General features: G+C 63.4%; 18 protein-coding genes. 11 read left to right on the forward strand and 7 right to left on the reverse strand.

Features of this window, described 5'->3' with window-relative positions; all coding sequences use genetic code 11:
* Positions 1–95 precede the first annotated feature (95 nt).
* From DZC73_RS02830 to DZC73_RS02845, 4 genes are all read left to right on the forward strand, one after another.
* Positions 96–2,255 carry a type I secretion system permease/ATPase gene (locus tag DZC73_RS02830; RefSeq protein ID WP_124538674.1) on the forward strand — a complete coding sequence of 720 codons (2,160 nt, stop codon included), beginning with the start codon at positions 96–98 and terminating at the stop codon, positions 2,253–2,255.
* Positions 2,256–2,266: 11 nt separating this feature from the next.
* A complete protein-coding gene (locus DZC73_RS02835) occupies positions 2,267–3,682 on the forward strand; it encodes an HlyD family type I secretion periplasmic adaptor subunit (RefSeq protein ID WP_124538675.1) in 1,416 nt (471 codons plus the stop codon).
* A 97-nt stretch (positions 3,683–3,779) separates the two neighbouring features.
* A complete protein-coding gene (locus DZC73_RS02840; RefSeq protein ID WP_124538676.1) occupies positions 3,780–5,150 on the forward strand; it encodes a TolC family protein in 1,371 nt (456 codons plus the stop codon).
* Positions 5,151–5,328: 178 nt separating this feature from the next.
* On the forward strand, positions 5,329–5,952 hold the full coding sequence (locus DZC73_RS02845; protein WP_124538677.1) for a tyrosine-type recombinase/integrase: 624 nt from the start codon (positions 5,329–5,331) through the stop codon (positions 5,950–5,952).
* A gap of 261 nt (positions 5,953–6,213) precedes the next feature.
* Here the strand turns inward: DZC73_RS02845 and DZC73_RS02850 are convergent, their stop codons facing one another.
* The 3 genes from DZC73_RS02850 to DZC73_RS30555 form a co-directional block, all read right to left on the reverse strand.
* Positions 6,214–6,870, reverse strand: coding sequence for a choice-of-anchor R domain-containing protein (locus DZC73_RS02850; protein ID WP_124538678.1), 657 nt, complete (start codon positions 6,868–6,870; stop codon positions 6,214–6,216).
* A 27-nt stretch (positions 6,871–6,897) separates the two neighbouring features.
* Positions 6,898–7,527 carry a methyltransferase family protein gene (locus DZC73_RS02855; RefSeq protein ID WP_124538679.1) on the reverse strand — a complete coding sequence of 210 codons (630 nt, stop codon included), beginning with the start codon at positions 7,525–7,527 and terminating at the stop codon, positions 6,898–6,900.
* A 118-nt stretch (positions 7,528–7,645) separates the two neighbouring features.
* Entirely contained in the window at positions 7,646–9,526 is a 1,881-nt protein-coding gene (locus DZC73_RS30555) for a LuxR C-terminal-related transcriptional regulator (RefSeq protein WP_198414764.1), read from the reverse strand.
* Between DZC73_RS30555 and DZC73_RS02865 the strand changes: the two genes are divergently transcribed.
* Together DZC73_RS02865 and DZC73_RS02870 are read left to right on the forward strand one after the other, a co-directional pair.
* Positions 9,525–10,202: a type 1 glutamine amidotransferase domain-containing protein gene (locus tag DZC73_RS02865; RefSeq protein WP_124538680.1), complete on the forward strand. Its 678-nt coding sequence runs from the start codon at positions 9,525–9,527 to the stop codon at positions 10,200–10,202. The two genes, DZC73_RS30555 and DZC73_RS02865, sit on opposite strands and share 2 nt — an antisense overlap.
* Positions 10,203–10,240: 38 nt before the next feature.
* Complete coding sequence (locus tag DZC73_RS02870) at positions 10,241–11,098, forward strand: transglutaminase-like domain-containing protein (RefSeq protein ID WP_161974427.1); 858 nt, start codon at positions 10,241–10,243, stop codon at positions 11,096–11,098.
* A 21-nt stretch (positions 11,099–11,119) separates the two neighbouring features.
* Here the strand turns inward: DZC73_RS02870 and DZC73_RS02875 are convergent, their stop codons facing one another.
* Together DZC73_RS02875 and DZC73_RS02880 are read right to left on the reverse strand one after the other, a co-directional pair.
* The gene (locus tag DZC73_RS02875) at positions 11,120–12,343 is read right to left on the reverse strand and encodes an extracellular catalytic domain type 1 short-chain-length polyhydroxyalkanoate depolymerase (RefSeq protein WP_124538682.1); all 1,224 of its coding nucleotides are present in this window, start codon (positions 12,341–12,343) and stop codon (positions 11,120–11,122) included.
* A gap of 27 nt (positions 12,344–12,370) precedes the next feature.
* A complete protein-coding gene (locus tag DZC73_RS02880) occupies positions 12,371–12,796 on the reverse strand; it encodes a CopG family transcriptional regulator (RefSeq protein WP_124538683.1) in 426 nt (141 codons plus the stop codon).
* A 144-nt stretch (positions 12,797–12,940) separates the two neighbouring features.
* Here DZC73_RS02880 and DZC73_RS02885 point away from each other — a divergent pair, with 144 nt between their 5' ends.
* Positions 12,941–13,432: a YeeE/YedE family protein gene (locus tag DZC73_RS02885; protein ID WP_328589470.1), complete on the forward strand. Its 492-nt coding sequence runs from the start codon at positions 12,941–12,943 to the stop codon at positions 13,430–13,432.
* Positions 13,433–13,442: 10 nt separating this feature from the next.
* The gene (locus tag DZC73_RS02890) at positions 13,443–13,856 is read left to right on the forward strand and encodes a DUF6691 family protein (protein WP_124538685.1); all 414 of its coding nucleotides are present in this window, start codon (positions 13,443–13,445) and stop codon (positions 13,854–13,856) included.
* 78 nt (positions 13,857–13,934) lie between these two features.
* On the opposite strand, the gene DZC73_RS02895 is transcribed toward DZC73_RS02890, so the two are convergent.
* Positions 13,935–16,280 carry a nitric-oxide reductase large subunit gene (locus DZC73_RS02895; protein ID WP_124538686.1) on the reverse strand — a complete coding sequence of 782 codons (2,346 nt, stop codon included), beginning with the start codon at positions 16,278–16,280 and terminating at the stop codon, positions 13,935–13,937.
* Between the two features lie 172 nt (positions 16,281–16,452).
* Here DZC73_RS02895 and DZC73_RS02900 point away from each other — a divergent pair, with 172 nt between their 5' ends.
* Together DZC73_RS02900 and DZC73_RS02905 are read left to right on the forward strand one after the other, a co-directional pair.
* A complete protein-coding gene (locus tag DZC73_RS02900; RefSeq protein WP_124539475.1) occupies positions 16,453–17,532 on the forward strand; it encodes a zinc-binding dehydrogenase in 1,080 nt (359 codons plus the stop codon).
* Between the two features lie 32 nt (positions 17,533–17,564).
* Positions 17,565–18,176: a DUF1003 domain-containing protein gene (locus tag DZC73_RS02905; RefSeq protein ID WP_124539476.1), complete on the forward strand. Its 612-nt coding sequence runs from the start codon at positions 17,565–17,567 to the stop codon at positions 18,174–18,176.
* Between the two features lie 46 nt (positions 18,177–18,222).
* Here DZC73_RS02905 and DZC73_RS02910 read toward each other — a convergent pair whose 3' ends face one another.
* Positions 18,223–19,173: an ADP-ribosylglycohydrolase family protein gene (locus DZC73_RS02910; protein WP_124538687.1), complete on the reverse strand. Its 951-nt coding sequence runs from the start codon at positions 19,171–19,173 to the stop codon at positions 18,223–18,225.
* Between the two features lie 153 nt (positions 19,174–19,326).
* Between DZC73_RS02910 and DZC73_RS02915 the strand changes: the two genes are divergently transcribed.
* Complete coding sequence (locus tag DZC73_RS02915; protein WP_124538688.1) at positions 19,327–20,751, forward strand: SGNH/GDSL hydrolase family protein; 1,425 nt, start codon at positions 19,327–19,329, stop codon at positions 20,749–20,751.
* Positions 20,752–20,792 lie beyond the last annotated feature (41 nt).

The raw sequence follows: 20,792 nt of genomic DNA on the forward strand, positions 1-20,792 counted from the left end.
TCCCCCAATCAACAATGGGAGAGCCCGGCGAAGGTGCCTCCTTGTGGCTTTCACATCCGGGGCGCCGAAGATGTCTCTTCGCGACATTCCGTCCCATGTCAACCGCAACAGCGGCCGATCCGGCCAACCTCTCTTCAGACAAATCCGATTGCGCCGTCACCGATTCGGGTGTGAATGCCCTGGCGCTGATTGCTCGCCATCACAGTATCGCCACTGATCCGAGTCAGCTCCGGCATGCCGCAGGCGTGTTGTCAGGTGCGCTGAGTACCCGCGACTTGGCCCTGTCTGCACGCAGACTAGGGCTGAAGGTTCGCACCGTCCGAGTATCAGCGGAACGCCTTGGAAAGACGCCGTGCCCGGCGCTGGCGCTTGCACCGAACGGGGCACATTTCATCGTTGTGGGCAGCGACGCTGACCGCGCAATGGTCCTCGATCCAGACGGCACGGCTCCTAAGGTGTGCCGTGCGAGCGAGGTCATCGACCGGTGCGGCGGCCAGCTCATGCTGTTTGCATCTCGAGCCTCCCTCTCAGGTGAACTAGCTCGATTCGACTTCTCGTGGTTTATCCCGGCCGTAGTGAAGTATCGCCGGCTGCTACTGGAAGTCATCTTCGTGTCCTTTGTGTTGCAACTATTCGGCTTGGTCTCACCCTTGATGTTCCAGGTCGTCATGGACAAGGTCCTGGTCAATCGAGCGCTAAGCACGCTGGGAGTCGTGTGCGTCGCACTTCTCGTGTGCTCCGTATTCGAGGTCCTCCTGACTGGGTTGCGCAACTACGTGTTTTCCCACACGACGAACCGCATCGACGTGGAGTTGGGCGCCCGCTTGTATCGACATTTGATGGCGCTTCCCATCAAATACTTTGCCTCCCGCCGCGTCGGTGACACCGTCGCACGCATGCGCGAACTCGAAAGCATTCGGAGCTTTCTCACGAGCCAAGCGGTGACTGCCCTCATCGACCTATTCTTTTCATTCGTATTCCTCGGCGTGATGTGTTTCTACAGCGGCTGGCTCACCCTTATCGTGACCTTATCGCTGCCCATCTATGCTGCCATCTCAGCAGGCTTGAATCCCATCCTGCGCCGGCGCCTGAATGAAAAATTCGCACGCGGAGCCGACAACCAATCGTTCCTCGTCGAGTCAGTCTCCGCAGCAGAGACGGTGAAGGCGATGGCGGTGGAGCCCCAGTTCACTCGTCGCTGGGACAATCAGCTCGCAGCGTACGTCACAGCCGGCTTTCGCGTCAGCAACATCGGCAATATCGGACAGCAACTCATCCAGCTGGTCGGCAAGCTAGTCAACCTTTCGATTCTGTACTTTGGTGCGCTGCTCGTCATTGAAGGCAAACTCTCCATCGGCCAGCTCATTGCGTTCAACATGATGGCGCAGCACGTGGCGGCGCCTGTGCTGCGGCTGGCGCAACTCTGGCAAGACTTCCAGCAAGTCGGCATCTCAATGCAACGCCTGGGCGATATTCTCAATTCGAGCAACGAACAGCCATCGAGTCGCCAGGCCTTGCCGGCAATCCAAGGGCACATCAGCTTCGAAGATGTGCGGTTCAAATACCGGGTAGACGGTCGCCCCGTGTTGGACGGCGTGTCGATGGAAATCCGCGCCGGAGAGGTCATCGGGATTGTCGGTCGCTCCGGGTCCGGCAAGAGCACCGTCACGAAGCTCATCCAAAGACTCTATCTGCCAGAGGCTGGTCGCGTCCGCGTGGACGGCATCGATCTCGCATTGGCCGACCCGGCATGGCTGCGACGACATATCGGCGTGGTGCTACAGGAAAACGTCCTATTCAATCGATCAGTCCGCGACAACATCGCCCTATCCGATCCTGGCACCCCTCTTGCAGCAGTCATGCACGCAGCAACGCTCGCGGGAGCGCACGAATTCATCAGCGAGTTACCAGAAGGCTACGACACGCTGGTGACCGAACACGGGGCCAATCTATCCGGCGGACAGCGGCAGCGTATAGCGATCGCCCGCGCCTTGCTGGCCAACCCTCGCATCTTGATCTTTGACGAAGCGACGAGCGCTCTCGACTTCGAGACCGAGCTCGTCATCCGGAACAACATGAAGGCGATGTGCCAAGGGCGCACCGTGATCATCATCGCGCATCGCCTGAGCGCAGTTCGGCATGCAGACCACATCTTTGTGCTGGACAAAGGAAAGATTGTTGAGCGCGGTGGGCACGAGCAGTTGGTGCGCCTGGGCGGCCACTATGCACATCTCGTGACTTTGCAACATGCTTGACGGGGCGAGATATGCTGGTTCTCCAAGCCTATGCTGATTTGGCGCGCAGGTATGCTTCAGTATTCACCGCCTCGTGGGCCGTCCGACACCACCTGCAGAGTCCGGACCGCCTTGACCACGAGCTCGCCTTCTTGCCGGCGAGCTTGGAGCTCGCCGAAACTCCTGTTCATCCAGCGCCACGATGGACGATGGTTGGAATTGGTGTGCTGGCAATCATCGTCGTGCTGATTGGACTGGTTGGGCAGCTCGACATCGTGGCGTCTACAAAGGGAAAGCTTGTACCGAACGCAGGCGTCAAGGTGGTCCAGCCAGCGATCACGGGCGTTGTTCGGCGGATCCTGGTGCACGACAGTCAGCGAGTCGCTGCGGGCGAACTCCTGATGGAACTTGACCCGCGGCAAGCAGCGGCAGATTCCAGCAAGGTCCGCTCTACGCGCGTGGCGGCTGCCCTGGCGGCTGCGCGGGCCATTGCACTGCTGGAGGCGCAACAGTCTGGACGGTCACCTGTTCTGATGCCGGTCGAGGGAGCGGGAGCGAGCGATCTGGATGCCGCCCAGAACCTTGCCGAGGGCCTCGCCAAGGAATACAGAGACAAGCTTGCTGGCGCGCAGGCGGACCTTGCCAGGCGCGAAGCCGAGCTGCAGTCAACGCAGCATCAGATCGCGAAGCTGAGGGCGACCGCTCCATTGGCGCGTCAGCAGGCCGCGGACTTCAAGGCGTTGGTTGAGCGAAAGTATGTAGCGAAGTCGGAATATTTGGACAAGGAACAGAATGCGCTTCAACAAGAGCATGAGCTGGATGCTCAAATCAGTCACGCTCATGAACTGCGGGCTGCCATCGTTGGGCAACGATCCACGGTCGCTGGCATCACGTCCCAGTTTCGTCGCGAGCAGCTCGACGCATTGGAGCGTGCCAAGCAGCAGCTGGCACAGGTACGAGATGAAGAGACCAAGGCCGAGACACGCGAAGGCTTGACGACGCTTCGAGCCCCCGTTTCCGGGACGGTGCAGCAACTTTCCGTGCACACAGTCGGCGGTGTCGTCACCACTGCGCAGCATCTGATGGACATTGTTCCGGACGATGCCATGGAGGTGGAGGTCACTGTCGAAAACAAGGACATCGGTTTTGTGCGCGCGGGGCAGGCGGCCGTCGTCAAGATCGATGCCTTCCCGTACACGCGATTCGGCCTGTTGCACGGAACTGTGAAATCAGTATCGAATGACGCCATACCGGACAAAAAGCTCGGACTGAGCTTCATCGCACGTGTGGCATTGCCAACGAATCGAATGAACATTAACGGCCAATGGGTCAACCTGACTGCCGGAATGAGTGCGACTGCGGAGATCAACACCGGCAAACGCAGCGTCGCCGGCTACTTCCTTGATCCGCTGGCGCGCGCTACCCAGGAGAGTCTGCGTGAACGTTGAACGGTCTGATCACGCGACCCAATATCCACAGAGACCATCCGCAATCGCAGCAAGAAGGACTGTTTCGGTGCTTGCTTGCCTGGCGTGCATGCACGCCATGGCCTTCGACCCTTTCGACTCGAGACGCAGCGTGCCAGAGACGGCCGCGGCACCTTTGCTGGGTCCCGCAGCGGTCTGCCGGTTCGACATGCCGGGCACGCCGTTGAAGCTTGAAGAAGCCATCGAGCGGGGGCTTTGCAACAACCCTAAAACACGGCAGACGTGGGCAAGCATCAAGGTTCAAGCAGCGGCGGTCGGAGCGGCCCGAGCCACCTACCTGCCCTCAATCAATGCGTCGGCCCAGGCGGTGCACGACGAGGCCGTCACCGATGTGTCAGGCCGTCCTGATCTGAGCTCGCAAAACCATGCCCTGGTGCAAAGTCAGACGATCTCGCTGAGTTGGGTGCTATTCGATTTCGGTGGTCGCGAAGCGGCCTTGCACAATGCACAGGAACTGCTCGCGGCAGCACAGGCCAATCACGATGCCTTGCTGCAAACGGTGTTTGCGGCCGTCGCCAAAGACTATTACACGGCACAAGGCGCACAAGGAGCACTGGCAGCGGCGCTGGACATCGAGCGGTCAGCGAACGAGAGCTTCGTGGCTGCAACCGGCCGCGTCGAAAGAGGCGCGGCGCCTGTCAGCGACGCACTGCAGGCCCAAACCGCCTACGCTCAAGCAACGATTGGTCGCACCAGGGCGGAAGGAAACTTGCAATCCACTTTGGGTGTTCTTGCGGTGGACCTCGGTTTGCGACCTGACGCCCGACTCATCTTGCCGGCGGTAACTGAAGGCGTGACCGCTGACAAGGATTTTCTCCGATCAGTGTCGGAGCTCATGGAAGAGGCCGAGCGGACAAGCCCGAACGTGCAACAGGCGCGAGCACAACTGCGCGCCTCGCAAGCCAAGACCGATCAGGTGCGTGCAGAGGGGCTGCCAAGCGTCAGCGTCGTTGCGAAGGCTGGGCACAACAACCAGCGGGCAAGTCAGGGCCTGGGACTCCCGCAGTACCCTGCAACGGGCCGCGACTGGTCTGTCGGTGTGCAAGTCAACGTTCCGCTCTTTGAGGGCCTTTCCAGGAGCTATCAGGTAAGGCAGGCCGAGGCGCAATCCGAACTACAGCGAGCGACGCTTGATCAGGTTCGCCAGCAGGTCGCGCTTGATGTCTGGACCGGTTACCACGACCTACAAACCGCTACCCAAAGCGTCATCAACAATTCCAGGTTGCTCAAGCTTGCAGAAGCTTCGCGCGCCGCCACAGAGGAACGGTATGTCGCCGGCGTCGGAAGCATTGTCGAGTTGCTGAGTGCGCAGTCCGCTCTGGCCGAGGCCAAGAACCAGCATCTGCGAGCTTTGACGGATTGGCGCATATCTCGGCTGCAGTTGGCGGAGAAGTTGGGGACACTCGGAATGTGGCTGGTATATCCATAGCTGGTGCGGCTCCGCTCCGGGCAACCCACTGGAAACGCTGCCCTCACCGATCTCATCTGAAACGGGACATTGGTGACGGTGCTCTCCTGGCCGAGTCCGTGGGTTCACTCGGTGCGCCGCAACCTGACTATCGCGGCGGGCGCATTCTGCGTGGCCCTCAACTCGATGGGAGACCATCATGGGTACCGCAGGCAATGCCGCTCATCGCGAGCCGTGGAACAAGGGCAAGCTGGTCGGGCAGAAGGCCCCATTCAAGCTCAAGGACATCTGGGCCTTGCGCGTCCGGCTGCAGATGGAAGGCCGGGTTCGCGAACTGGCACTCTTCAACCTCGGCATCGACAGTAAGCTGCGAGGATGTGATTTGGTCAGCCTCAAGGTCCGGGACGTGTGCCACGGCGACCAAGTGGCGGCACGCGCCATCGTGGTTCAGCACAAGACCCAGCGGCCGGTTCAGTTCGAGATCACGCCGGCCGCCCGCGACGCCGTTCAGGCCTGGATCAAGCTTGCCGGGCTGAAGTCGGAGGACTTTCTGTTCCCCAGCCGGCTTCACGACTCACCTCATCTCGGCACTCGCCAGTACGCCAGGATCCTCGAGCACTGGGTCGACGAGCTCGGGCTGGACCGCGCCGACTACGGGACGCACTCGATGCGACGGACGAAGGCGACGCTGATCTACCGGCGCACCAAGAACCTGCGCGCCGTGCAACTGCTCCTCGGACACTCCAAGCTTGAGTCGACGGTGAGGTACCTCGGCATCGAGGTCGACGACGCGCTCGAGATCTCCGAGCAGACGGAAATCTGAGGACGTCGACGGTGGCCGCGCCGCCCTTGGTATCGGCGCGGTTGTCTTCGATGTCAGCTATCTGGCGCCGCACCGAATTCGAAGTCCCGGCCAAAAGCGGAAGTACGTGACCGTCCGCTTTTGGCCGATTGCAGCCGGCCCGTTGTTGCGGACTGGGTGCCCTCGTCGTCGAAACGACTGACCATGAGCAACCGAACTGGCTGCCCGAGCTCCCGATGGCGCCCCGCTCTGCCAGGGGCATCGAGAGGGGTGACTGTGGTGTCATTCCATGCGATGGACACGGCGCATCGCGAGCAGTGCCAACAGGCCCAGCGCCATCAGCGCCATCGACGAAGGCTCGGGCACCGGCGATGCCACGTTGACCGCCAGGCGGAAGGGATTGGGCGTGTCGAAGGTCGATGCCGACCAACTCGCGCCGCCGTCGGTCGAGTAGCCGAAGGCGCCCAGCGTTCCGGGGCCGATGGAGGCGTTGCCCTCGGCATAGGACCAGCCCAGGTATTCGGTGTCCAGGCTGCCGTGCCGTTCGCCCATCACCAGCCAGTAGGTCGTGCCGGCGGCCAGCGACACGCCACTGGTGGGCAGCAGCGAAATGGAGGTGGGCGCACCCGACGGCATGCTGCCGAACGAGAAGGTGCTGAGCAGCGTGCCGATGATGCCCGGGCCGCTCGCATGCAATTCGGCCACGTACTCGGTGTCGTCGCCACCAAGCGCGCTCGCACCCAGCATCGCGTCGATGGACAGCAGCGAATGGACGCTGCCGTCGGTGGTGAAGGACTGCGCCGCCCAGAACTGCGAGGTGAGCTCGCTGAAGGCGCGTTCGGGCTGCGCGAGGTTGCTGACGAGCACGTCGGCCTGGGCGCAGGACGCGGCCAGGGCCATCGCGGCGGCGGCGGTGAATCGTTTCCGGATGCAGTTCATGAGCGGTTTCTCCTTGAGGTTGTTGGTTCAATCGGCAGAGCCCGCCGGACGAGCGATCGTCAACCAGCGCCCGACGCGCCCACAGTAGCTGGCGTAGTCAGCGCCAAACTCGTTCAGCATCCGTTGCTCCTCGAACGGGATGTAGACCCGGTCCACCACGCCGAACGGGATCCAGATGAGCAGCAAGGCGTAGAGCTGCCAGTGCAGCAAGGCCACGCCGGCATAGATCAACAGCAGCCCGATGTACATGGGGTTGCGCGAGAACCTGTAGACCCCGCCAGTGAACAACCGCGTGGGAGTGCGCACCGGGTTCAATGTCGTTCCACGGAAAAGGAACATCAGGGCGTTCGCAGGCCCGAGCACGACGCCGAGAGTCAACAGCACAGCGCCAACGGCTTGGCTCCAGTCCACAAGCCCGGGTGGGGCTGCCGGCGCCGGGAGAAGTCGCTGAAGACCAAACCCAAGCAAGAACGCGGCGACGTAGACCAATGGAGGCGGAATCCGCAGAAGCACCGAGCCCGCGCCATCGCCGCCGCTCGCCGGGATCGGCTGGTCGTTCCGGTTGCCGCCGATCGCGAGCCCCTCCTCGATGAGGCGTCCGGCACGTTGGCGCGTCTGCGCGAAGTCGACCTGGCCCGTCACCTGCTGCTTGTCCATGTGCACCTCCGCACCGTCACTGTGGGGAGGTCCAAGGTTCGCTCGTCCCTGCTCGCCTGACTTCGGGTAGATCACCCAAGACCGCCGGGTGCCGGGTTTGGGTGGAATCCCCCAGTGGCTAGGGACTGGCGGGCAGCAGCCCCTGCCGGAAGGCGAACGCCGTCGCGGCAGATCGGGTGTGTACTTGCAGTTTGTCGAAGATGCTGCTGAGGTGACGTTCCACGGTCTTCTCGCTCAGGCCAAGCTCACGGGCAATGCCCTTGTTCGTCTGGCCGGTCGCCAGCAGGCGCAGCACCTCCAGCTCACGAGGGGACAGCCCTGCGTCCGGCGTCCCGCATGCGGGAGCTGCATCCAACGCCTCCAGCTTCCCCAGTGCGGGCCGCGCACCCAGCCAGATGAAGCACTCGCGAGCCGCCTCGAAGTGCATGCGTGTGCTCTCCATGTCGCCAATGCCCCGGCAGGCAAGCCCGAGCAGGACCCGCGCACCAGCTGCCAAGTAGGGTGCAGACAATCGCAGCCACGCCGACAACGCGTGCTCGAGACCATGCATCGCACCGCCGGGATCTCCCTGCGCGAGTCGCACTCGCCCGCGCGCCTGCGCAGCGGCAGCCTCCAACATGGAGGAGGGGTACGAGTCCGCGACAGCCTGCAATTGCGCAGCGGCATCCGCTGCAGCCTCCACTGTGCCCACTTCCAGCAAGGTTTCCACCATCGCCGGTAGCAGGCGCGCGCGGGCCAGGGGACTTGCCGCCGCCGACAGACTCCGGTGGAGCATGGCGCTCGCCTGCGCGGCCTCTCCGGTCGCCAGCCGAAGCAATGCAAGGCCCGGCTGAGGGTCTGTGCCCAGCCTGTGCGCCTCGACGAGGCATTGCTCGGCCAGTGACCATTCGCCCCGCAGGCGATGGATCTCCCCCTCCTGATAAGCGGCGCCTGCGCGGATATCAAGATGCGCAGGGCGGACGGCACGCCGTGTCGCATCACGGGCGGCAGCGACCGACTCCTGCCAGGCCCCGTCGAGTTCAAGAATTTCCGCCCGGTGGAGCTCGCAGGCGCCACCGAACTGCACGAGTTGCGGTTGCGAGTGGCACCACTTGGCAAGGGCTGCAGTCCATTCGCGGACGCGTTCGAATTCGTACACCTGGCGGCAGGAGGCGATCAGGTTGCAATAGACAAGCCCGGTGACCACCGGCGACAAAGAATCGCCCAGCGCCAGCAGCATGGCTTCATCCAGCGCCGCCACGCCGTCGTCGAGCTGTCCCTGCGCCAGCATGGCCTTTCCCATCCAGCAGCGCGCCAGTGCTTCGAGCTCGGCGTCCGAGCAACGCCCTGCGACCTCCAAAGCCCTTTGTGCAGTGGAGATGGCCGTCCCAAACTCTGCGCTCATCACGTGCTTGATGATCTGTGGCAGCAGGAGATAACCATGGACGGAACAGTCCTCGCCGGCCGAATCTGCATGACGGCGAGCGCGTTGCAGCCAAGCCGAGGACAGGCCGTGCTCGCGCAGCGCCATCAAGCGGAAGCCATGGAAGAACGCCCAGTAAGCCGCCGAGGCAAGGTCGCCTGCGGCCTCGCTCTCTTCGAACAGTCGCGCGCAGCAGGCCAGCAGATCATCATCGCGGTCCAGCATGCCGGCCGACCAAGCCAATCGGACGAGGTCCTCTCGTGCCAGCGGCTGCAATGCATCGCATTCCCGGAACTGATGCAAGGCGTCGGCCCAGCGGCGATCATCATAGGCAGCGCGAGCTGCCGCGAGTCGATGGGCCATCTCCGTGGGCTGGGATGAACGCATGGGTGCACGCTCTATGCTGGCAGGGATCTTGCCGAGCATACCTTTGTTGCGGCACAGAGCATGCTCGAACTGGCGATCGGTCACCAAGGTTGGCGTTCGGCACTCCAGCAAAGTCTTTTCTTGATGGGTGAACCACCAACTGGTCCACATCGAGCCCAGGCGCCCAAATTGCTGGTAGTGAGCCCATTCACTCTCCGGCCAACCCACCATGCGAGCTCTCTTCATTACAACCAGCAGCGACGAACTGGCCTCCGGACACCCTACCGGCCTGTGGGTGGAAGAGTTTGCCGTCCCTTACATGGCGGCGCGTAAAGCAGGCATCGACGTCGTTGTCGCCTCACCCAAGGGCGGCGCGGTGCCGCTGGATGCGAAGTCGGCGCCCAGCGACCGCGAAACGGAACGCTGGGCGCCTGCTTTGGCGGCCCTGCGCAAGAGCGTCCCGCTGGAGTCGGTACGGGACGAAAGTTTCGAGGCCATATTCATTCCGGGTGGACACGGCCCCATGGTGGATCTGGCACACGACCAGGTGTTGCACGACCTGGTCTCACGGCACGACGCCGAGGGCAAGCTGATCGCGGCCGTCTGCCATGGCCCGGCGGCACTCGTCTATGCGCAGCGAGCCAACGGCGCACCCTTCTTCGCAGGCCGCCGAGCGACCGGATTCACCAACACCGAAGAGCGCATGGCCGGACTGCACGACGAAGTGCCATTCCTGCTCGAAGATGTCATGAAGGCCAAAGGGGCAGACTTCCATTCGGCGCTGCTGCCCATGCTGAGTCATGTCGAGCACGACGGCAATCTGCTCACGGGTCAGAATCCGCGCTCAAGCGATGCGATCGCAACGGCAATGGTCGATGCGCTGACAAAGAGGACGGCCCCCGTGTAGAGCGCGCCCGCCACCCGAATTGCATGGCGAGCCCACCGATGACCGCGACGCCCCGTCGCCGCAAGCTGCGCGAGCCCTCCGCCGCCCGCGTGTTTGCCGTCGACTGCAAACTCTCCTACACCTTGCTCGGCGACACGCACTTCCTCTTCATGGTGCATGCCCTGAACGGCATGGACCAGGAAGTCCTGGAGGAATCCCTTCGCATCACGCCCACGCTTGAACACGAAGTGCACGTCGACGAGGCGCTCGGCCATCGCATCCTGCGGTTGAAGGCGCCCACCGGTCCACTCACGCTGCGCTACCGTGCCAAGGTCCGCCTGAGCCGCCCGACACCTGACACCAGCGCGCAGGAGGTGCCCATCGAGGCACTCCCCTACCCGGTGCTGGCGGATCTCATGCCAACGAGGTATTGCGAATCGGACCGGCTCGCGTCAGCCGCCTGGAAGATGTTCGGCGACCTCCCGCCGGGGTACTCGCGCGTCAAGGCGGTGAGCGAATGGATCCGCGAACATGTGGACTACCGCACCGGCTCCACCGACAGCACCACCACCGCTTGCGACGTGTTCCTTCAGCGCGCGGGCGTGTGCCGCGACTTTGCACATCTCGGCGTGGCGATGTGCCGCGCGCTCAACATCCCGGCGCGCCTGGCCGTGGGCTACTCGCGCTTCGACACCCCTCCCCCGGACTTCCATGCGGTGTTCGAGGCCTTCCTGGGAGGCCAATGGGAACTCTTCGATCCGACTGGCATGACCGACCCCGGCGACATGGTGCGCATCGCCGTGGGCCGCGATGCGGGTGACGTCGCCTTTGCCACCCTGTTCGGGTCGGTGGAGACCCGCCTCATCCGGCCGGAGGTGGAGCAGGTGCGATCGCGCCCTGCGCGATCCACCACATAGCCAACCCAGCCTGCGCTGGTCTCAGCTCGAACATTCTTCAGCAGGCTCGCCACAGCTCACCGCGCCGGCACACGGCAGGTCGAGAAAAAACCGAACCATCGCCGCGGATGCATCCGGCCCGTTTGGATCAGTGTGCGACCCGCGGGCGTCGCCCCCGGACCACGCATGCCCGGCACCGTGAACGGTCCATGACTCCATGCGGGACTGACCGCTGGCGTCGGCATGAATGGTGCGGCTGTATGCGCGACCGCCCGGGACCGATCCGCGCTCCACGCGTGTGCGCAAGCCTTCTCCTGCATCGGCCGCGTGCGCATCGGCCGCCTGCCGGATGATCTCCTCGCCATTGGCGTGCTGGACCGTGTGGTCCCGGTCGCCGTGGAAGACGATGATGGGCACCGCCTGCGCCGCCTTTCTGCGAGGCACCGGTGGCGTGCCGGGAAGCCCCCGCGGATGCCGTATTCCGCTTCGGCCGCCCTTCATCGCCAGCATCGCCGAGGGGATGTCATGGGCACTTCCATACGCCAGGCCTGAATGAGCACCCACACCGGCAAACAACTCCGGATACGTCTCGCCCAGCACGATGGCCATCGCAGCGCCGGCCGAGAGCCCCGCCACGAAAATCCGTTGCGGGTCGGCGTCGTGGTTCGCGACCACCTCGCGCACGATTCCAGCGATCAACGACGGCTCGCCGCAGTCGCGCAATTGGTCCTGGGACTTGAACCAGTTCCAGCACTTCGACGGGTTGGCATGCGCAGGCTGCTCGGGATACACCACCAGGAAGCCATGCTCGTCAGCCAATCGATTCATCTTCGTTCCCGTGGCGAAGTCATTGGCCGATTGGGTGCAGCCATGCAGCATCACCACCACCGGCATCGGCGCCGATGCATGGGCAGGAACGTACAGCTTGTACGCCCGCGTCCCGGCGTGGTTGGTGAACTCGCGAGTCACGAAGGTGCCGGGCTCCTCGCGTTTGGCGATTCCCGGCCTGGGTACAAAGTCCACAACCTTGTCTTGCGGCTCGACAACAAGGCGAGCCTCGACATCGACGCAATGCGGGTCCGTGCTGGATGCCCACGAGGGCGCGGCCATCCCGCCAGCGGAGAGGGCTTTGCGTATGGTGTCAGTGACGTCCTGCATTGGCCCCGCTTTGGTATCGAGGCCTGCAGACGCCAGGGCACGCTCGATGGTTTCGGTGATGCTCGCCGCGTCGAAGCGCGGCACATGGGAATGGCGGGGGTACTTCATGAGAACTTTCCTTTGATGAGGAAGAAACTAGTGGATGCGGCCGGACAAGGCCCGTCGCACGGCGGTACTGGCTTGGAATGCGCCCAGCACCGTCACGGATTCGATGGCGGCGCGCGCGAGTTCGGGGGTCACGTCGTCGGCAATGCGAGCCAGCCCGACGACCTGGATGTGAAGCCGCTGACCGGCAGCGACGGCCTGCTCCAGGTCTGCGCGGCTGAAGTGCTGCAAGCCCACGGTGAGCGTTCGGCGCGCCAGCGTTTGCTTCAGCACATCCGAGTGCAAAGCGAGCTGGTTGCGCAGTGCCGTTCTGATCAGGTCAGACCGGTTTGAATAGAAACCTTCCTGCACCAACAAGTCGACCTGGCCCAGGTCGACCACGCCCACGTTGATCGTCATTTTTTCGGTTTCTCCGGCCTTTTGCCTCGGCTGGATCGGGTGATTGTCAGCGTTCATACCATCCAATTGGATTCCATATGGATTCCAATTGGAGCACTTTCAGCTGCCGTGACGCCTGACCATCTTTTTGACCGCACCTGCGACGTGGTCGGGTGCGTGCTGCACGAGTGACGGTCAGGCCGGCCTTCCCAGGCTGGGTCGATGCCGGAAACTCGGAGATCATCGGCACACACGTCATCACGCCGCGCTCACACCATGACCATCGACTGGACTGCATTCACCCCCTGGACCTCGCTGGCCGGCGGTGCCCTCATCGGGATGGCCGTGGCCATGCTCGTGCTGCTCAATGGCCGCATCGCCGGCATCAGTGGCATCGTGGGTGGACTGCTGCGCCCCGCTGCGGGCGACATCGCCTGGCGGGCGGCGTTCGTGGCGGGACTGTTGGCGTCGCCGCTCCTGTTCACGAGTCTCTTCACCGGCCCCGCCGCGCCTCAGAGCTCTGCAACGCCGCTGGGTCTGGTCGTCGCGGGATGCCTGGTCGGCCTGGGCACGCGGTACGGGTCCGGATGCACCAGCGGCCATGGCGTGTGCGGCGTGGCCCGGCTCTCGCCCCGCTCCATCGTGGCCACGCTGACATTCATGGCGATGGGCTTCATCACGGCTTACGTGACCCTTCACCTGCGGGCATGGTGAGGAGACGGACATGCCTGTCTTCACCTCTCTTCTTGCAGGCCTGGTCTTCGGGCTTGGCCTGATCCTGTCGGGCATGGTCAATCCGGCCAAGGTGCTCGCCTTCCTGGACCTTGCCGGACGATGGGATCCCTCCCTGATGCTGGTGATGGTGGGCGCCATTGGCGTGGCGGCGCCCGCGCTGGCCGTCGCAGGCCGCCGGAAGGTGTCGGTCCTGGGACTGACCATGGCTCTGCCGCAGGCCCGTCGCATTGACCGACGGCTCATTGCCGGCAGTGCGGTGTTCGGAATGGGCTGGGGCATCGCAGGCTTCTGTCCTGGCCCGGCCCTGGTGGCGCTTGGGATGGGACAAACCAATGCCCTGATCTTTGTCGCGGCGATGCTTTGCGGCATGGCTGCGTTTGAAGTCTTGGAGCGCCGCGAGTGACAGCTTGGAGTCCAGGCCGAGTGCGAGAACCTTGAGCGCACGTCGAGGCCGTGTTGCAGCGGCCTCGGACGGGTGAGTTCATTTCAAGAATTGCGCCGGCAGCTTCGTTGAATCGAGCAGCGTGCGGTGCACCTTGGCGCCCGCACGCACGCCAAGGTAGGCCTTGACCGATGCAATCACCAGCGGCAAGGCCCCGAACACGATGAATACCACGTCGCCCGGCATGCGCATCCATTCGAGCAGGTGGGATCGTTCGCTGCCGATGTAGTCCAGGCTGCGGGCATGCCAGTAGCCGTTGTGCAGGACGTCCCACAGTTGCAAAAGCCCGGCCGGGAACAGACTCAGGACCACCATCAGCACCAAGCCCAGGTTGGTGCCCCAAAACGCCACACGGACATACCTTTCGACCGCGGGCCACCGCGTGTCGTCGCTGGTCTGGCGCAGCACGAAGACCATCAGCGCGATCCCCAGCATGCCGAAGACACCCATCATGGCCGAGTGCCCGTGAGCGGGCGTCAGCAACGTGCCAACTTCGTAGTAGCTGACGATGGGCAGGTTGATCAGGAAGCCAAGCATCCCTGCGCCGACGAAGTTCCAGAAACCGACTGCCATCAGGAAGTAGAAGGCCCATTTGTGCGGAATCTTCATCGCCGTGCCGGTGGCGTCGCGTTCGCCGCGCGTCGTGCGCACGAAGTCCCATGCGTCCAGCGTCAGCAAGGTCAGCGGAACCACTTCGAGGGCTGAGAACAATGCCGACAAGGCCATGTTGAAGTTGCTCTGGCCGGTGAAGTACCAGTGATGCCCGGTCCCCATCAGCCCACCGAGGAAATAGAGGATCGCGTCGAGGTAGATCACGCGCAACGCGACATTGCGGCCAGCCAAGCCGATCTGGAAGAACGTGAGCGCCACCACGGTCGTGGCAAAGAATTCGAAGAATCCTTCGACCCACAGGTGGACGATCCAAAAGCGCCAAGTGTCGACCACCGTGTAGTTTGCCTTGGCACCGATGAACAGCGCTGGAATGTAGAACAGTGGAATCGCAATGGCGGCGACCAGGAACATCCTGACGATGGGTTGCGCCCTGGGGCTCGCAAGCGCGTGGGGTCGCACCAGGCTCCACAGCAGTGCGAACCACACGAAGAGTCCCGCCACCAGCAGGTATTGCCAGACTCGGCCGAGTTCCAGGTACTCCCAGCCCTGATTGCCGAGCCAGAACCACCAATCGCCGAGCACCTGCGTGATGCCCAGCCATTCCCCGATCAGACTGCCACCAATCACCACGGCAAAGGCGGCGAAGAGTCCATGTGTCACCGCAGTCAACCAGCGCGGCTCATCCTTGCGCAGTGACCGCCCGAGGAACAACGCCGCCGCGACATAGGCGGTCGCGATCCAGAAGATCGCCAGTTGCAGGTGCCAGGTTCGTAACAGATTGCTGGGGAAGATGCGTTCGAGATCGAAGCCATAGAAGCCACCTGGGTCGGCGCGATAGTGTGCGACACCACCACCCACCAGGGCTTGCCCCAGCAGGAGCACGGAGACCACCACGAAGAACTTGACCAACGCCTTTTGCCCGGCGCTGGCTGGACCGGGCACCAATTGCGGCCTGACCTTGTGGTCCCGGATGACCCAGCCGAGGTAGTCGAACTTGCCGAAGGCCAGCAGCACCACGGCGATGCCGGCCAGCAGCACTGCGAGGCTGAGGGCGCTCCAGAAGAGCGCACCGGCGATCGGGCGGTTGCCGACATCCGGGTCGTAGGGAAAGTTGTTGGTATAGGAATAGTCCTCACCCGGCCGTGTGGCAACAGATGCCCACGCGGCCCAGCTGACGAAGGCCGTGAACTGCCTCAGTTCCATGCGATCCGTGATCAGGTCGGCCTGGAGCCCACCATTGAGTGCGGGGTCGTGAAAGTAGCGGGTCCAGTGCTCGATCAGTTCGCGATGTGCCGTGGCTTGCGAGGCGGTCAGCCGCAACACCCCGGTGGCGGGCTCGTAGCGGTTGGTCTTCAGCTCGACGGCCGCTTCGGCGCGCACCGCAGCCTGCTGAGATGGCGTCAGAGCTGAAAGGGGCAGCTGGTGACGGGCCTGCGCGATGGACTGCGCGGTGGCCTCGCCCATTCGGTGCAAGGCCTCGGCAGAGTAGTCGGGCCCGAGGTAGGCACCATGGCCCCAGATGCTTCCGTTGGCCATCAGCCCGTATTTCAGGAACACGGCCTGCCCTTCGGCAACGTCTTCGCCGCTGAACTGCAGCGAGCCCGCCGGGTCGGTCGCCTGCATCGGGATGGGTGGTGCATTGCGGTAAGCGAGCAAGGTCACCGCGATGAGGCCGGAAAAGCCGAGTGCCATCACGATCAACACTGCACGAACCCACCATGGCGACAAGGAACCATCGTCCTCGTCGGTGAGAGGCAGAGCAGCTTCACTCATGATGGCTCCCACTGTGCGTGCATCGCCAGCCAGGGTGCGCTTCGAGCAGCTCCGATGTATGTGCGCCAACAGACACTCCCTGCCGATTCCTGAGTCGGTACGGGGCTCGACTCACGATGAACCGTACGACAGCGCACAGAACCTGGCCATTGAGGTCGGCACAGTGGTGCAGATGACTACCCGCAAAATGAAAGCCGCGATATTCGTGGCGCCTGGACGCATCGTCCTGGACGAGAAACCCGTTCCGGAGGTCGGCGCCCTCGATGCACTCCTGCGGGTGACGACGACCACCATTTGTGGCACTGACGTGCACATCCTGAAAGGTGAGTATCCGGTGGCGCGCGGTCTGACCATCGGTCATGAGCCGGTTGGCGTGATCGAGAGGCTCGGTTCGGCCGTGAGAGGCTATCTCGAAGGCCAACGCGTGGTTTCCGGAGCCATCACCCCGAGCGGGTGGAGCAACGCCTGCTTGTGCGGCGTCTGCTCGCAAGACGGGGCAGGCACCGAGCACGGCTGGAAGGCAATGGGCGGCTGGAAGCTGGGCAACACCATCGACGGCTGTCAAGCCGAGTTCGTACTCGTGCCCGACGCGATGGCCAACCTGGCACCGGTACCTGACGATCTCAGCGATGAGCAGGTGCTGATGTGTCCGGACATCATGTCAACGGGCTTCAGCGGCGCGGAAACCGCCGGCGTCGGGATTGGCGACATGGTGGCCGTCTTCGCGCAAGGGCCCATCGGCCTGTGCGCAACTGCCGGCGCCAAGCTCAGCGGTGCAAGCCTGGTGATCGGAGTCGACCGGTTGCCCGATCGACTCGCCATGGCGCGGCAGATGGGGGCCGACCATGTCATTGACAGCAGCCGGGTCGACCCGGTGGCCGAGATCATGCGGCTCACACATGGCCGTGGAGTTGATGTGGCGATCGAGGCTCTTGGAACGCAGCAGACGTTCGATGCAAGCCTGCGTGCCCTGCGACCCGGAGGCACCTTGTCCAGCCTGGGCGTGTACTCTACCGACCTCACCATCCCGCTGGGGCCCTTCGGCGCGGGACTTGGGGATCACAAGATCGTCACCACGTTGTGCCCGGGCGGCAAGGAACGCATGCGACGCTTGATGGCGGTCATTGCTGCACGCAGGGTCGACCTGTCGGCGATGGTCACTCACCGCTTCAAGCTCGATGACATCGAGGCTGCCTACGAGCTCTTCAGTCATCAACGCGATGGCGTCCTCAAGGTTGCGATCACACCGTGAGCAAACCGGTAGACACTCCCACGTCAGCGGCATTGTGTCCGCAGACTCCGGCTGGATCGAAATCCCGCGGCAAGCACAAGCCTGATGAAATCGCGCACAGACTGCTCGGCACCTCGTTTGTCGCGCTGGACGAGCACGCGAAAAAGGTGGCACGCCACGTCGCGCAGCGAACGCACATTGCCCGCAATCTGGCAAGCCAGTTCGAGTCCACCACACCATCTCGAGGGCAGCGTGCTGCGGATGCGGTGGCGCTCTTCGGTGGCTCATGGGCCTTCGTCGGCCTGTTTGCCGCAGCCATGGTGCTGTGGGTTTCGCTCAATGCGGCCATCCTGTTCGCCACAGCGAGCACATTCGACCCCTATCCATACATCCTGCTCAACCTCTTTCTTTCGATGCTTGCAGCCATCCAGGCGCCGATCATCCTGATGTCACAGAACCGCCAATCCGCGAAGGATCGCATCACCGCGGAACACGACTACGAAGTCAACCTCAAGGCCGAGTTGGAAATCATGCTGCTGCACGAGAAGATCGATGCGCTGCGGGAAACGCAGTGGACCGAGTTGCTGGAGATGCAAACGCAGCAACTCACTCTCTTGGCCGGCCTGATCGCCAAGCGCTCACCGGAAGCTACAGCATCGCAGTGACTGTCTGCTGTCGGCCGTCAGCATGATTGACCGCTCATGGCCGTGACTAGACCCAGCAATCGGTCAGACGCTGTAGCAACGGTTCAACGAGTTGTTTTCCCCGCAGTTGTTCACGCCACCGTAGCGGGATCGCTTCTTCGCCATAGAGCAGCCCAGCCCAGCCTCCAGCAACGCAGGCAGTCGTGTCTGTATCGTTTCCGAAGCCAATCGCGGTGCGAACGCAATCTTCGAAGTTGCGGGTGCGAAGGACTGCGGCGACGGAGGACCAAAGACAATCCACCACGTAGCCACTTCCACTGGGTGGGTCCAACCTCCCGTCCAGCAACACTCGAAGCTCGTCTCTTTCCTCTCGAATCGTCATTGTTTCGAGACACTCCTGCGCCTGGTCTAGTGCCTCAATGAAACCAGTGCCGTTGAGCAGCCTGGCTGAGATCAACGTCGACAGGGAGCAGGCGAGCAACGATCTCGTATGCCCATGCGTGGGGAGACTTTGTCTTCGCGCTCTGTCAAGCAGCACGTGGTCACCCTCGGCAGGTACAAGGGCGGCTGGAAGCACTCGCATGAGTGACCCGTTCCCATTGCTTCGCTCTTCGCATAAGCCGCTCTGGTTCGCCGGCACTCCTCGCGCGAGGCGAGACAACGCTTCCTGCGTCTGAATACCAATGTCGAAAACGCGCCCATCCGGTGTCAGCTCTCCACGCGCGAGCCAAGATTGCAATCCCTGTGCCAGGCGGCCCTCAATGTCGACGTCGCCTTGCAGGAGAACGCTAAGAAGATGCAATGCCTGCGCGCCGTCATCGCTCCAGGTACCAGGAGGCACGCCCGCGTGCGCTCGATCGAAAGCGGGCGGCGGCTCCATCTCAATGAGGTTCTGCTTCGGCAGATCTTCAGCACTTGAGAATTCGTAGGGGACGCCCAAAGCGTCACCAACGAGAAGGCCGTAGATTGCCCCGCGAAGACGGGAACGCTGGGAGATGACGGGAGAGATGGTCGACATCCCCAAAAGCGTACCAGCGATCCCGCAAGCCACCGTTTGCAGTCGTCCGCCCCTGGCCGCCAAGACGGACCTGCTCCACCGTTCGCCCACGGAAATCAGTGCTTCGTCGCAACGTGCCCGCCAGCCCGTCGTGCGACGGATACCCTGCCGAACATGAACAAACGCCCTTTCACCCCCCGCCCGGTACGTGGCGCGCATACGCACCGCGCGTTCCCGTCATTCTTCATGGTGATGCGTGGCGTGGTGTTGGCCGCTGGCATGGTCGCCTTGAGTGCGGCCTCGCTGGCTCAAGGCGCCCCGCGGACATGGGTTGGCACGTGGGCAGCGGCGCCGCAGCCTGCGTTCCCTGGCACGGTGGATCGTTACCAGGACGTCACGCTGCGCTTGATTGTGCACACGAGCTTGGGCGGCGAACGCGTACGCATCCGCCTGTCAAACACGCATGGCCTCGTGCCATTGACCATCGCAGCAGCGCATGTCGCGAGACGCGCGGGCGGCGGCAGCATCGACGCTTCGTCTGATCGAGCGCTTTCTTTCGGCGGCCGTGCGGACGTCGTGGTGGCACCCGGCGAAACGGTCGTCAGCGATCCGGTCGACCTCGATGTGCCCGCACTGTCTGATCTGGCGGTGAGTCTGTATGCCGCGGGCCGCATCGCTGCGAGCACCGTGCATGCGCTCGCACAGCAGACGAGCTACGTCAGTGCTGGGCGGGGCAATGTCACTGGCGCCGAACACCTGCCAAACGCTCGCACCATTGACAACTGGCCCTTCCTGACCGGCGTCGATGTCGAGGTGAGGGGCGCAGCCGCCGCAGTGGTGGTCCTCGGCGACTCGCTGGTCGACGGCGACGGTACCGATCCCGACACCAATACGCGCTGGACGGACGCGTTGGCCGCGCGTTTGCACAAGGCTGGCGCCGAGCACGCGAATATTTCGGTGCTCAACGAAGGTCTGATCGGCAACAGGCTGCTTTACGACAGTGCGAGCAGACACGCGCCGGGGGTTCCGGATTTCGGCCATGCGCTTGGCGAAGCTGGCGTCGCCCGCTTCGAGCGCGACGTGCTTTGCCAGTCCGGTGTCCGAGCCGTGATCATCCACCTCGGCACCAACGACATCGGCTTTGGCGGCGGGGTCGCGCCTGTGGGCGAGAGTGCGACAGCCGATTCGCTCATCGCGGGCTATCGGGTGCTCATCGCGCGGGGCCACAAAGCTGGCCTGCGCGTGATCGGCACGACCCTGACACCTGTTGAAGGTGTGACTGTGCTGCCGGCCTACGACACACCGGCCAAGGAAGCCATGCGCCGCGTGGTGAATGACTGGATCCGCGGAAGCGGCGAGTTCGATGCGGTGATTGACCTCGACGCCTCGCTGCGAGACCCGCTGCGCCAGACCCGGTTGTTGGCGCGCCTGGCGAGCGGCGACCATCTGCACCCGAATGCCGCAGGCTATGCCGCAGCAGCGGGAGAAGTGCCGCTCGACATGTTCGACGGCCTCGTGTCCGGGCAGCAACTCCGAACTCCTGGCAACGCAGACGGCCGCGGAGAATTGCAGAGAATCGGAAGTTGCTCAGGGATGTGATGCTCGATTCGGACGTCTCACCGTTGACGTCCAGCACCAAC

This window comes from Rhizobacter terrae (genome assembly GCF_003852895.1).
In the GTDB taxonomy this organism is placed as follows: domain Bacteria; phylum Pseudomonadota; class Gammaproteobacteria; order Burkholderiales; family Burkholderiaceae_C; genus Albitalea; species Albitalea terrae.